Consider the following 13,553-nt stretch of genomic DNA (forward strand, 5'->3'; position numbering starts at 1 on the left):
AGTGAAGGGCACGGTTTTGTGCCCTGTGTCCCTGGCGACGCGAGCCATGCCTAAAAACGACAATCCCACCCCCTCTTATCTGCCCCAAGAGCAAGCGCTGGACTGGTTTTCCAGAGAGCAGCTCGGTGAGCTGACGCCGCAGGAGCAGCGTGAGCGGGATGCGTGGTTGGCGCAGGATCCGGCCAATGAGCGGGAGTACCGTTCCTTGCAGCAGGTCTGGCAGGTGGCGGACCATCTGCCCATGGACGAGATGCGGGAGATCATGAATCGTCCGGCGCAAGAGGTGCCTGACTTCGCGCGTCGACGCTGGGTGATGGGTACAGGGGTGACGCTTGCCACGGTGGCCGCCGGGGCCTGGTTCAGTCGTTCGATGTGGGCCGAAACGCCTGTGTTTACCCAGCGCCTGTTGACCGCACGCGGCGAGCGCAAGCGGCTGGAGTTGCCGGATGGTTCGCGTCTGGATTTGAATACGGATACGGAAGTGAATATCGCGTTTTACGCGTCGCGCCGAAACGTGGAGTTGCTGCGGGGCGAGGCCCTGTTTGCCGTGCAGTCCGACAAGAATCGCCCCTTTTCCGTAGACGCGGGTCAGGCGCAGGTGTTGGTTACTGGGACGCAGTTCAATGTGCGTCGAGAGGCGGAGAGTGTCGCCGTGGCTGTGCGCGAGGGCTCGGTGCAGCTTTCCACAGGCCCGTGGTGGCGCCGGGACCGGGCGATGTTATCGGCTGGGCAGGTATCCAGCGCGGTAAACAACAAGGTGATGTCTTTAGGTCAGGAGCGTGTGGAAGCGATTACGGCCTGGCAAGAGGGGCGCATCGTGTTCCGTGATGTGCCTTTGACGACGGTGGCACAGGAGCTGAGCCGTTATCTGGAACACCCCTTGCGGGTGACAGACTCACAGATCACCAAGTTGCGCATTTCGGGCACATTGAGTATTGAGGAACCAGCAGCGGCGCTGGATATCCTGCCGGATATCGCGCCAGTACGGGTGGTGCGACAAGCGGATGGCAGCGCTTTGTTGATGGCGCGTTAAGGTTACGGCTCGTTTTGCGTTTGGCAGCAAGCAATAAGCCACGAACCGTGAAGTGCGAATGGTGAACAGCGATTCTAAGACGAACGATGCTGTGCTGTTGAGTTCCGTTGCCAAGCAAGTCGTGCACCACTATTGATACATCTTGTATCAAAAAGAGCAGTGAGAATCATTCCGGAAAATTTTTCGCTACGGCGTCTTACTTATGGGGGCCTGCTTTCCAGATCGGAAACAGGCTAGCCCATAGCCTTGGCCAAGGGCCTCTGCGCACCATGCGCGTACTTATTTTTTGGAACTCTGTTCATGCTGGACACGCAAGCAATACCCGCCGCCGCGCGTCGGGGTACGACATCGATTGGTCTTAACGCCCTCGCACTTTCCCTTTTTCTGGCTATTGGTCTGTACGCACCCCATGCTTGGGCGCAGGAAACGCCGGTGGCGATCAGCATTGCCGCACAACCCTTGGAGGCCGCGCTGGAAAAGTTAGGTGCACAGGCCGGGTTGCAGATTTTCTATCTGCCTGACGCGGTTAAAGGGATTGCGGCTCCCCCTGTGTCCGGCAGTCTCACGGCAGATCAGGCCTTAAGTCGCTTGCTGGCAGGCACGGGTCTGGAATTTCGACGTAAGGGCAAGAATGTGTCCCTGACCCGCCCGGTGCAGGGCGAGACGACGCAGCTGGCTCCGGTTCGTGTGGTGGGGCGTGATCTGTCTACTGAAGGCTCGGGCTCCTATGCCGTTCAGGCGACCACGGCGGCAACAGGTTTGCGTCTGTCACCACGCGAGACCCCGCAGTCCGTCAGTGTGATTACACGCCAGCAGATGGAAGATATGAATTTGACCACGCTGGGCGAGAGCTTTAAGACCGTCACGGGGATTGCAACGTCCATGTCGGATATTGACCGCACCGATATTCATTCGCGTGGTTTCTATATCGACACTTACCAATACGATGGGGTGTCTATTGCCACACAGAATGATTTCTTCGGAACTTCCAACTTTGATCCCATTCTGTACGACCGCATCGAGATAGTGCGTGGTGCTACCGGTTTGATGACGGGGGCGGGCAATCCTGGGGCTTCGGTGAATATCGTGCGCAAACGCGCGACCAGCGATGTGTTTACCGGCACCGCCTCTGTTGGCATAGGCTCTTGGGATCATCACCGGGGCACGATTGATCTATCTACGCCCTTGAACAAGGACGGTACCGTGCGTGCCCGCGTGGCAGGGATGATGGAGGAGCGCGACTCGTATATCGACCGTTACCACACGCGCAATCGTGCCTGGTTAGCGACTGCGGAAGCGGATCTGACGCCTGACACGACTGTGCGGGTTGGAGTAGAGCATCAGGCCAAACGTCCGACGGGCGTGACCTGGGGCGGTCTGCCTACTCTGGATAACAAGGGCGGGGATCTGGATTGGCGTCGCTCTTTCAGTGTCGGTGCAGATTGGACACGCTGGGATACGACCAGCAATACCTTCTACGCGGGCATAGACCATCGCTTTTCCAATGGCTGGTCCTTGAAAGCCAATGTCAGCCGTCTGGAGAGCGAGTACGACTCCAAACTGGTGTATTTGATGGGCCACCCTGATCCTGTCACCGGCTTGGGCATGACGTCCTTGCTGAACAACTCGCATCAGGAGTTCGATCAGAACAGCGCCTCGCTGGAACTGAGCGGGCCATTTAATGCCTTCGGCCAGGAACATGAGGCTTTTGTGGGAGTGATGGGCAGCAAGTCCAACTACCGTTATGGCAACCACGCTCCGCAAGGCAATACGCCAGTGGGTAATGTCTTTGAATGGGACGGCTCCTATCCCGAGCCGGTATGGGGGAGTTTTCAGCCGTTGGGCGAACAGGAAACGCGCCAGAATGCGGTCTATGGCGCTCTGCGCCTGTCCTTGAGCGATTCCCTGAAGCTGATTGTGGGTGGTCGACAAACCAATTGGAAGCGCGAGTCCGGCAATGACACCATGAACCATCATGTATTCACGCCGTACGCTGGCCTGCTGTACGACTTCAACGATAACTTCACGGCTTATCTCAGCTACACGGATATCTTTCAGCCCCAGACCTATCGTGATGCCAGTGGCGGCTTTCTGGACCCGGTGCAGGGCAAGAGTTATGAGCTGGGTCTGAAATCCGAGCACTTTGATGGCAAGCTCAACACTTCGCTGGCATTGTTTCGTATCGAGCAGGACAATGTGGCCGAAAAAGACGGTGACAGGACTGTACCTGGCTCCAGCGATTTTGCTTATCGGGGGGCCAAGGGCGTGACTAGCGAGGGCTTCGAGCTACAGGCTTCGGGTGAAATTCAACCTGGCTGGCAGGTGTCCGCAGGCTTTGCACGTAATCTGGTGCGCAATGCTGAGGGTGGTCCTTTTAAAACTTCTGAACCGCAGAACCTGGCGCATTTGCAAACTTCCTATATCGTGCCGGGTACCGAAGGGAAGTTGACGGTAGGCGGCGGTGTGCAATGGCGCAGTCATGTTTATGTGGATAGAACTGTGGCGCCAAATCTTAACGCACGACGCGAGCAAGGTTCCATTTTGCTGGCCAACTTGATGGCGCATTACCGCTTCTCGCCTAGCTTGTCGGCCCAGTTGAACGTGAATAATCTGTTCGACAAAAAGTATGTAGACCTGACGGAAGACTCTCAGGGCTTTTACGGTGCACCGCAGAAGATCATGCTGACGATGAAGTACCAGTTCTAAAACAAAAGCCCTGGTCTGATGCCAGGGCTTGATATTGCGAAGCAGAGGTTTGTGGAATCAGTCCTCTGCTTCCACCTCTTCCACGGACAGCAGCTCCTGGTGGTCGAAGTACAGATTGGAGCTGATTACGGGCGAGGACTCGTTGGCCTGTGCGCTTAGTTCCAGACAATCGCCGGACAGATAAAGATCAGTCAGCAGAGCGGGTTTGCCATTCATCCAGATTTTCCCGCTGACATCCTGATACCGCTGCTTGAGCTGCAAGCGGTAGTCCGTCCCGTCCAGACCTTCCCATTCCCATTCGCCTGCCACCTGCGCGGGCACAATCCATTTGTAGATTTTGATGCCGCCTACATGCAGGATCTCGTCGGCTTCCCAGTCTCCCATATCAAAGGCGTGCGACACAATGCGCGCACCGGGTCGCAGCTCCTGCAACAAGCGTGGGCGCAGGATGGCATTGATGGTGTCCATCAAGTACAGCGTCACGATGGTGGCCTGGCTGAAGTCTGCGGTAAACAGATCCTCTTCCACAAAGTCCACCAGATACTCCACGCCGGCATGGCCGGCTTGCTCCATGGCATCGGCAACGCGCAGCGGGTCCAGTTCGACGCCTATGCTGGTGCAGTGGTATTTTTTGGCAGCCGCAATAACAATGCGCCCATCGCCACAGCCCAGGTCATACAAGACGTCCTTGCGCCCGGTTTGAGCCAGTTGCAGCATGGTGTCGATGACGCGGTCGTCGCTGGGGACGAAAGGTACGTCCAGAAAAATGTCAGGTTCCACGATGGAATGGTCGTCAAGGTCTTTAATCAGGTCTTTGAACAATAGCGGTCCTTATTAATGGTGTTGAGCGAAAATTCGTTTAAATTCGGCTATCTATAGTTTAAACCACAGCAAATTAAGCCAAAATTCGCTTTTTGTGTGGATATGGACGATCATCAGTCTATGTCAGACTTATATGGCTCGACCTCATCCACGCCCGCCAAGTTAAAAACCCGTCTCCAGCATATACGAATCTCGCCCAGAGAATCGTTACGTATTCGTTCCTTGGCCGATCACATGCAATATGCTGACCCGTTAGGGCATGCACAGTCTTTGGGCATAGGCCCGGCTGTCTGGCCCTTGTTTGGCCTGGTATGGCCGTCCAGCATTCAACTGGCGCGCAAATTGAAAAATCGTCCCATTCGGGCGGATGAAAGCATTCTGGAACTGGGCTGCGGATTGGGCCTGACCAGTCTGGTGATGCATAAACGTGGCGCGCAAATCCACGCCAGCGATTGCCATCCCATGGTGCCGCATTTCCTGAAGCTGAATCAGGCATTGAATGGCTTGTCCGATCTGCCGTATGTCCATGCCCAGTGGGGGGAGCAATCTTGCCCTGATTTGCTGGCTTCTTTGGGGCTGAAACCCGCCCGGCAGCGTTATGACCTGATCGTGGGCAGTGACCTGTTGTATGAAGGGAATACGCCCGCCCAATTAGCCCAACTGGTAGACCAGCGTGCGAAGAAGCAGGCCGAAGTCTGGGTAGTAGACCCGGACCGGGGGCATCGCAACAAATTTACTCAGGAAATGTCGCGCTACGGTTTTGAGCTGGTACGACAGGTTTGCTTGCGCGATCGCCCCATTTTGATGCCCGAAGGCAAGGAGGTGTCTTACAAGGGGCGTTGTTTGCAGTATCAGCGCAGTTAGAACAAACACATCATCTCAGGCTTTTTTACCTGAGGGGCTGGAGTCAGTCAGCGCTAGCAGAAGCCCCACACAAATCGGACACGGGACCGATTTGTGTGGGGCTTTTTTATATTCAAACAGGTTTGCTTAAGGCCGGCTGCTTTCTCAGGGATTCGGCGGCGCAAAAGGCGAGGGCGCTGATGGCCGTGGCGGTCGTTGCGGATAAGCCGAGGTCCCGAAGTTCGAGCCCATCCGATTGCTGCTTGTTGCCGGATTGACCAAACCCATTGCATTCGGGCCTTTCTGGATGATGGCTTCAGACCCTAGTCCTGGCGCGCCGGGTGTTGTGCCTGCTTTGGGCTGCATTTGCTGGTTCAAGCAATCGTAGGACAGGGCCGCCTGTCCATCCACTACTACACTGACACAGCCGGGAGACACATCGGACGGGGGCCTTTTTGCGCCTTCAGTCTGCGCGTTTTGCTGGGCCATGCTGCCTGCCTGAACCAAAAACAATAAGAAGAAAAGGAGAGGGCGCATAGGGTGGTGCCAATAAAAAGAAGTCACACCATAACGGCGTTCGGGTTCCACACACCCTAGCGCAAGCTTTCTCTTTTCTGGGTGAAGTTTTCATGACAAAGGCGGCGTATTTTGCCGCTGTCATGAGGGCAGGCACATCGTGCCGTTAGGGACGAGTCTTCCTGTTTGGCCCCCGCCGTCCAGAAAGAATTATGAAGTTTTTGTTACAAACGAAAGTTTTCGATTTCTGCTGCGTCTAGATGTCAACGAGTCGCGCGGCGTGTCGTCCCAGCAGGGGCACACCGACACAGCGCTCATCAGATTGAGGATCGGAAGCATCGTGATGCCAGCAGAAATTTCAGGGCGCAACGTCCGTTTGTCCGGGTGGAGGGGCCACCCCTTTTGTGCTGCGCCAGTGATGGCGCTGGCTTTGTTGCTGCCTCATAGTGCCTTTGCGCAGGCTCAGGGCAAGGTCAACATCAATGAATACATTGTGCGTGGCAATACCGTGCTGGATGCCCGCAGCATTGAAAAAGCGGTCTACCCCTTTTTAGGCCCCGAGCGCAGCCTTGAGGATATTGAAAAAGCGCGCGACGCCTTGCAGGAAGTCTATAACGCGCAGGGCTATCAGTCGGTTTACGTGGATCTGCCCGAGCAGGCCGTGGCCGATGGCGTGGTGTTTTTCCAGGTCACGGAAACCAAGGTAGGCCGTGTGCGCGTGGTCGGTGCTGAACACTATTCGCCGCTGGCCATTCGTGACGGCGTGCCGTCCTTGCAAGAAGGTCAGGTGCCGGATTTCAGCAAGGCGCAGGCGGAACTGGCGGAGCTTAATCGCGGTGCCAGTCGCCAGGTCATGCCCATGGTGAAAGAGGGGCGTGTGCCCGGCACCATGGACGTGGATTTGCGCGTTGACGACAAAAGCCCCTGGAGTGCCAGTGTGGGCTTGAACAATGATTACAGCGCTGACACCAGCAAGCTGCGCGGCATGGTCACCCTTGGCCACGACAATCTTTGGCAAAGCGGCCATACCTTCTCCCTGACCTACTTCACAGCTCCGCGTGACATGCAGGATGCCAAGGTCTGGTCGGCGGCCTACACCATGCCTTTGTCCCCGCGCTGGAGCCTGGCGTTCTCTGGCTACAAGTCTGACAGCGATGTCTCGACTGTTGGCGGTACCAATGTGCTGGGCAAGGGCCAGTCCTACGGCATTCATGCCACCTACACCTTTCCGCAGTCCGGCTCCTGGTATCACACCGCCTCGATTGGCATGGACTACAAGGATTTTGAAGAGCAAACCCGTTTTGGTGAGACCAGTGACCGCGTGCCGCTGACGTATCTGCCCTTCACGTTGGCCTACAACGGCTACCGCTATACCGAAGACTCGCAAACCAGTGTCGGCCTGACCTTGACGGGCGCCAGCCGCAGCCTGTTTGGCCTGAACAGCGAGTGGGAAGAGTTCGACTACAAGCGCTGGATGGCCAGCCCCAGTTTCATGGTGTTCAAGGGCGATCTGAACCACACCGAAACTTTTGCCAAAGACTGGCAGGCCTATGGCCGAGTGGGCTTTCAGATTGGTTCAGGTGCTCTGGTTTCCAACGAACAGTTTTCGGCCGGTGGCGCGACCAGCGTGCGCGGTTATCTGGCCGCTGAGCGCAGTGCAGACGATGGCTGGATGGCCAGCGTTGAGCTGCGCACCCCCTCGCTGGCCCGCTGGATTGGCCCCTCGGTTAACGAGTGGCGCTTCTACGCCTTCAGCGACGTTGCACGTTTGCGCTTGCGTGATCCCCTGCCTGAGCAAGAGTCCAGCTTTCATCTAGCCAGTGTGGGCATCGGTACGCGTCTGCAAATGTTTGACTGGCTGTCCCTGCATGCCGACTGGGCCTACCCCCTGACGCAAGGCGTCAACACCGAACGACACGATCCGCGTGTGCACTTCAGCCTGCGCGCCTCCTTCTGACCCCCTTAGCCAGAACAATCTGCCTGATTTTGTTCCCGGAGTAATTCGATCATGAAACGCCTTCTTCTTTTGATGCTCGCCATGATGGTGGGCTGGCTACCCGCCGTGGCGCAGGCCTGGTGGCAGCCTGATTGGCAGTACCGCAAGCAAATCTCTGTTGATACTACGCCTGAAGGCGCGGCCATCAGCGAAAACGTAGGCCGCACCCCCTTGCTGGTGCGTCTGCATACTGGCAATTTTTCCTTTGATGGCACCAATGAAAATGGCTCGGACCTGCGCTTTGTGTCCGGTGATGATCAGACCGTGCTGAACCACCAGATCGAGAGCTTTGACCCCTTGATGGGCATGGCGCTGATCTGGGTGGATATTCCTGAGGTGATGGCCAGCCAGAAGCAGGATATCTGGATGTACTACGGCAACGAGAAAGCCCCGGTGGCTTCCAACGGCCAGATTACCTTCGATCCCAACTACACCCTGGTCTACCACTTTGATGGCGCCGCTGGTGCACCTTCGCGTGACAGTACGGCGTACACCAACCACGCTCAAACAGCCCCAGCGGGCGTGATTGACGGCGTGTCCGGACGTGCCGCCCAGTTTGTGGGTACAGCGCCCTTGATGCTGCCTGCCAGTCCTTCCCTGGCCGTGCCAGCAGCCGGTGCTTTTTCGTTCAGCGCCTGGGTGCGTGCAGATCAGCCCCAAGGCCAGCAATTGGTCTATGCCCGTCGTGATGGTGCCAACAGCTTTCTGATCGGTCTGGACCAGGGCGTGCCCTTTGTTGAGATCAATGGCCAGCGCAGTCCTGCCGGTGCCCCCTTGTCGCCCAGCACCTGGCAGCACCTGGCCGTGACAGCCGATGGTAGCCAAGTGATTCTGTACGTCCAGGGCCGCGCCACGGCTTCCCTGAATGCCAGCCTGCCACCGCTGAACACGGTTGCTGCTTTGGGTGGTGATGTCCCTGGCACTTCGCTGGCCGCGCCTGCTCCTGTGGCGGCTGAAGTAGTTGGCGCTGAAGGTGCCACGCCCGGTGCAACTGCCTCTGCCGGTGCCGAGGCCACAGCGCCTGTCGCCGCTCCAGTCGCTAACTATGCTCCCTTTGTTGGCGCGATCGACGAGCTGCGCTTGTCCAAAACTGCCCGACCTGCTGCCCTGATTTACGCCGATGCACTGGCACAAGGAGCCGAGTCTCGCCTGATTGCGTACGGTGCGGATGAAGAGCAGTCCGGCTTCGGTTTCGGTGCTCTGGGCTTTCTGCTGAAAGCCGTCCCGATGGACGCCTGGATTGTGATCGCCGTGCTGGTATTCATGATGTTCCAGTCCTGGGTCATCATGTACCGCAAGAGCCGTCAGGTGGGCCGTGTGCAAGAAGCCAACCGTCAGTTCCGTGCTGCATTTGGTGAGTCCGGCGGCAAGCTGGATGCGGTACAGACCGACGCCAAGGCTGAACAGAACTTTGCTCATTCCTCTTTGTGGCGCCTGTACCGCATGGGGGTGAAAGAGCTGCACAACCGTCAGGCCCAAGGCATGAAGGCCTTGTCTCCCAACACCATCGAAGCCATCCGCGCTTCCATGGACGGTGTTCGTACACAAGAAAATCAGGCGCTGGGTGCACGTCTGGGCATTTTGTCCAACGCGATTGCCGGTGGCCCTTATATCGGTCTGCTTGGCACGGTGCTGGGGATCATGGTGGTGTTCCTGGGAACCGCGATGGCGGGTGATGTGAACATCAATGCAATTGCTCCCGGTATGGCTGCTGCCTTGCTGGCGACCGCCATGGGTCTGTTCGTCGCGATTCCGGCCCTGTTTGGCTACAACCGCCTGATTGGCCGCAATAAAGACGTCAGTGCGGATATGCGTGTGTTTGTGGACGAGTTTGTGACTCGCCTGGCTGAAATTCATGGACAGAACAGCGCGCCTGGCAAAACCAAACACGACAAGCATGAGGCGGCATTGGCTCAAGGCGCTGACCTTGATCTGGCCAATACCCAGGCTGCTGGCTCGGCATAAGGAACGGACATGGCAGCCCTACGAGACGACGATGATGACGGCGCAGCCGTTGACGGCATCAACATTACCCCGCTGGTTGATGTGCTGATGGTGGTGCTGGTCATGTTCATCCTGACCGCCACCGCACAAATTTCCGGCATTCAGGTGAATTTGCCCAAGGCCAGTTCCACCGTATCCCTGGTTCAACCCAAAACCAAAGCCATCTCCGTGAACGAAGCGGGCCAGGTGTTTCTGGATGCCTATCCGGTGACCCTGCCCGAGCTGGAAGACCGCTTGCGTACCGAGAAAGCCCTGAACCCGGATTTCCCGGTCATTGTGCGCGGCGACAGCATTGTGCAGTACCAGAAAGTGGTGGAAGTGCTGGATGTGTTGCGGCGCTTGGAACTGTCCCAGGTCGGTCTGGTGACCGGCAAACCTCAGTAAGTTAATTGGTGTTCTAACGATGTTGCCAAACTCATCCAAACCGCAAGCCAACCAACGCGCACGCTGGCGTCGGCTGGCCATCAAGGTGCTGGTTGTGGTGCTGGTGGCGCTGCTGGGCTGGTGGGTCTGGAAATGGGCCAACGACATGGCAGGGATCAAGCGCCAGGTGCCCAAAGAGCCCATGTTGATTCCTTTGCCGCCACCGCCTCCTCCGCCGCCCGAACCCGAGCCGCCACCGGAGCCTGAAGAGCCCAAAGAAGAGGAAGTGGTCGAGCCGGAGCCTGAACCCGAGCCTACGCCGGTTGAAGAGCCCCAACCGCAGGATGAAGCGCCACCTACGCCATCGGACGATTTGTCAGACCCGATGCAGATGGACAGCGACGCCCAGGCCGGTACTGACAGTTTCAACATCAGTGCCGGACAGGGACGAGGCATGGGCGGCAGTGGCGGTGGCCGTGCAGGCAATGCCACCTACAGCCAGTACCTGGCCTATGCGCTGCAAAAAATCCTGCGTGAGGACAGCCGCACCCGCAACCTGGTGTACCGCGTTCAGGTGCAGTTGTGGTTGACCGAAGACGGGTCCATTACCCGTGTCGCCCTGGCGCAGTCCTCGGGCGATACCGAGATTGATGAGGCCTTGGTAGCTGCCTTGCGTGAAGTCGGGCGCTTGAGCGAGCGGCCACCGGCGTCGGTAAGCATGCCTATCCGAGCCCAGGTAACGGGTCGTAGGCCCAGTTGATTGTCTGCCTTTTTTGACCGAATGATTTGGAGTGCGCTTTTCATGAAAACCCATCCTAGTCGGCTGGCTTGCGCGGTGGCGCTGGCCTTGACCTGCACCGCTGGCCCTGTGCTGGCTCAGGCGCCATCCCAGAACGCCACCGTTAACCTGATTCGTCTGCTGGTGCAGCAAGGCGTCTTGCCCCAGGCTCAGGCCGATGCCCTGGTGGCTCAGGCCGAGGCGGAAGCGGCCCAGGCTCGTAAAGCCGATATTGGTGCAGCAGGTGCCGCCCAGGCCCGGCCAGGTGATGTGCGTGTCACGTACATCCCGGAGACTGTGCGTGAGCAGATCCGCGAAGAAGTGAAGAATGAAGTGATGTCGCAAGCCAAGGCCGAGAACTGGGCCCAGCCCAACACCTTCCCGGACTGGGTGTCGCGCATCACGGTTGAAGGCGATGTACGCGTGCGTAACGAGTCGCGCCTGATGGATGGCGCGAACAGTAACGAGTTGATCAACTTTGCGAAGTGGAACGACAACGGCCCCATTCCTACCGTGGTCGAAAACAAGCCCTATGGTTTGAAGATTCCTTATCTGAACAGTCGCCAGGATCGCCGCAACCTGTGGCGTATCCGTGCTCGTCTGGGTGTGAAAGCGACGCTGTCCGAGCGTTGGGAGGCCGGTATCCGCCTGGCCACGGGCAGCGATGACAATCCGGTGTCCACTTCCGATACGTTGGGCAACGGCATGGGCAAGAAGCACCTGTGGCTGGATCAGGCCTACTTGTCTTACCGTCCTGCCGATTGGGCCACCATTGTGGCGGGTCGTGCCTCCAGTCCCTTTGATTCCACGGATCTGCTGTGGTCGTCTGACTTGAATGTCGATGGGATTTCTGCCGCCTTCAAGCACGCAATGTCGGATCGTCCAGTGACCGTCTTTGGCAATCTGGGTGCCTATGCGCTGGAATACGCCAACACGCCATGGGATCGCAACAGCCTCTCCGAAGGCTCCAGCGAAAACAAATGGCTGCTGGGTGCGCAGATCGGTGCCGAATGGAAGATCAACCAGCGCAACAATCTGCGCGGCAGCGTAGGGTACTACCACTTTGACAATATCGCTGGCCAGCGCTCCAGCGCGTGTACTTTGTACTCGTCCAGCGATGTGTGTGACACAGACTGGTCGCGTCCGGCCTTCATGCAAAAGGGCAATACCGTCTTCCTCTTGCGTGACATCCGTCAGTGGTCGGCAGATCCCAAGAACTGGAACGAATGGCAATACGTGGGCCTGGCCTCCAAGTTCAACTTGCTGGACGTGAACATGCGCTGGGATACCGAAGTCATGAATGGCTTGAACCTGCGTTTGGCCGGTAATTACGTGCGCAACCTGGCTTACGACAGCAACAAGATGGCGGATCGTGCTGGTGGTCTGTACAACATTGCCTCCAACGGTACTTACGATGCCTCCGGTAACCCGACGGGTATCGAAAGCGGCGGCAATGCCTGGATGGTTCAAGCGACCTTGGGCAGCAGCCTGGGCTTGAAGGACAAGGGCGATTGGCTGGCTTTTGCGGGCTACAAGTACATCGAACCGGATGCCATGCCCGATGGTTATAACGATTCTTCCTTCCACTTGGGTGGCACCAATGCACGTGGCTACTTCCTGGGTGCAGGTTATGCCTTCGAGAAGAACGTAACCGGCCATCTGCGCTGGAGCAGCTCCAAGGAAGTCTATGGCGCACCGCTGTCTATCGACATCATCCAGCTTGAACTTAACGCCAGGTTCTAAGCCATGAAGATATTGAACTCATCCTGGAAGCCGTGTGTGCAGCCAAGTGGGCGCAAGCCTTTTCTCATGACGCTGGGCGCGCTGCTGCTGGCGGGTTTGGGCCAATGGGCTGGCCCAGTCATGGCACAAAAATCGGATATGGAGGAGCGGCTGCGCACGCAGTTGCGCTCCAGCACGCAGCAATTGCAGCAGTTGCAAAGCCAGCAAGCGCAGCTGACGGCCGCCAAGACGGCCGCAGAAACCGAACGTGATGCGGCCCGCAAGGAGGTCGAACAGCTCAAGGCCCGTTTGGACAAGGCCAGCAAGCAGGCGCAAAGCTTGCAAGACGAGCAGGAGGGCATCAAGACGTCTGCGCGTCAGCAAGTGGCCGCTGCGCAATCGCAATTAGGCCGTGCGCGTAACGAGTTTGAAACCTTGCAGGTGCAAGCTCGTGCCACTGAAGCGCAACGTGCCAGTTTGGCTTCCAGTCTGGCTCAGCGCGAAGAGGAATTGGCGCTGTGTACAGCAAAAAACAAGGAACTGTATGCAGCCGGGAAAGAAATCCTGGCGGCGTATGAACAGTTCAGCACGGGCGATTTGCTCAAGATCCGACAACCGCTGGCCGGTTCGGCACGGGTGAAGTTTGACGAACACGCTCAGGCGCTGGGCGACAAGCTTTACGACGGCTTGTACACGCCCGGTGCCACGTCGTCGGAACAGCCGCCTGTCGCGCCCTGAGCCTTATTGATTGATACCCACAAGGAATATGT

At 57.7% G+C, this 13,553-nt stretch carries 11 protein-coding genes; 9 read left to right on the forward strand and 2 right to left on the reverse strand.

The annotated features are described in order from the left end of the window. Positions 1-46 precede the first annotated feature (46 nt). Positions 47-1,033 (forward strand): FecR family protein, encoded by a 987-nt coding sequence (locus ACLPGZ_RS01025; RefSeq protein WP_239054799.1) that lies wholly within the window; start codon positions 47-49, stop codon positions 1,031-1,033. A 300-nt stretch (positions 1,034-1,333) separates the two neighbouring features. Then, a complete protein-coding gene (locus tag ACLPGZ_RS01030; RefSeq protein ID WP_239054798.1) occupies positions 1,334-3,739 on the forward strand; it encodes a TonB-dependent siderophore receptor in 2,406 nt (801 codons plus the stop codon). 57 nt (positions 3,740-3,796) lie between these two features. On the opposite strand, the gene ACLPGZ_RS01035 is transcribed toward ACLPGZ_RS01030, so the two are convergent. Further along, positions 3,797-4,561, reverse strand: a complete 765-nt coding sequence (locus tag ACLPGZ_RS01035; RefSeq protein ID WP_239054797.1) for a class I SAM-dependent methyltransferase — start codon at positions 4,559-4,561, stop codon at positions 3,797-3,799. A 234-nt stretch (positions 4,562-4,795) separates the two neighbouring features. Here ACLPGZ_RS01035 and ACLPGZ_RS01040 point away from each other — a divergent pair, with 234 nt between their 5' ends. Next, a complete protein-coding gene (locus ACLPGZ_RS01040) occupies positions 4,796-5,425 on the forward strand; it encodes a class I SAM-dependent methyltransferase (protein WP_021447206.1) in 630 nt (209 codons plus the stop codon). A 144-nt stretch (positions 5,426-5,569) separates the two neighbouring features. On the opposite strand, the gene ACLPGZ_RS01045 is transcribed toward ACLPGZ_RS01040, so the two are convergent. Continuing rightward, positions 5,570-5,893, reverse strand: coding sequence for a hypothetical protein (locus ACLPGZ_RS01045; protein ID WP_239054796.1), 324 nt, complete (start codon positions 5,891-5,893; stop codon positions 5,570-5,572). Positions 5,894-6,338: 445 nt separating this feature from the next. Between ACLPGZ_RS01045 and ACLPGZ_RS01050 the strand changes: the two genes are divergently transcribed. The 6 genes from ACLPGZ_RS01050 to ACLPGZ_RS01075 all read left to right on the forward strand — a co-directional run bounded on the left by ACLPGZ_RS01050 (position 6,339) and on the right by ACLPGZ_RS01075 (position 13,521). Beyond that, on the forward strand, positions 6,339-7,877 hold the full coding sequence (locus tag ACLPGZ_RS01050; protein ID WP_021447205.1) for a ShlB/FhaC/HecB family hemolysin secretion/activation protein: 1,539 nt from the start codon (positions 6,339-6,341) through the stop codon (positions 7,875-7,877). Between the two features lie 51 nt (positions 7,878-7,928). Continuing rightward, on the forward strand, positions 7,929-9,881 hold the full coding sequence (locus ACLPGZ_RS01055) for a DUF2341 domain-containing protein (protein ID WP_239054795.1): 1,953 nt from the start codon (positions 7,929-7,931) through the stop codon (positions 9,879-9,881). Between the two features lie 9 nt (positions 9,882-9,890). Further along, a complete protein-coding gene (locus tag ACLPGZ_RS01060) occupies positions 9,891-10,304 on the forward strand; it encodes an ExbD/TolR family protein (protein WP_009461843.1) in 414 nt (137 codons plus the stop codon). A 19-nt stretch (positions 10,305-10,323) separates the two neighbouring features. Beyond that, positions 10,324-11,043 carry a TonB family protein gene (locus ACLPGZ_RS01065; protein ID WP_247966356.1) on the forward strand — a complete coding sequence of 240 codons (720 nt, stop codon included), beginning with the start codon at positions 10,324-10,326 and terminating at the stop codon, positions 11,041-11,043. Positions 11,044-11,085: 42 nt separating this feature from the next. Continuing rightward, complete coding sequence (locus ACLPGZ_RS01070; RefSeq protein WP_239054793.1) at positions 11,086-12,804, forward strand: putative porin; 1,719 nt, start codon at positions 11,086-11,088, stop codon at positions 12,802-12,804. 66 nt (positions 12,805-12,870) lie between these two features. Next, positions 12,871-13,521, forward strand: a complete 651-nt coding sequence (locus ACLPGZ_RS01075) for a DNA repair protein (protein WP_239054792.1) — start codon at positions 12,871-12,873, stop codon at positions 13,519-13,521. Positions 13,522-13,553 lie beyond the last annotated feature (32 nt).

The sequence above is a fragment of the Alcaligenes sp. Me129 genome (assembly GCF_050487245.1).
Classification (GTDB): domain Bacteria; phylum Pseudomonadota; class Gammaproteobacteria; order Burkholderiales; family Burkholderiaceae_B; genus Alcaligenes; species Alcaligenes phenolicus.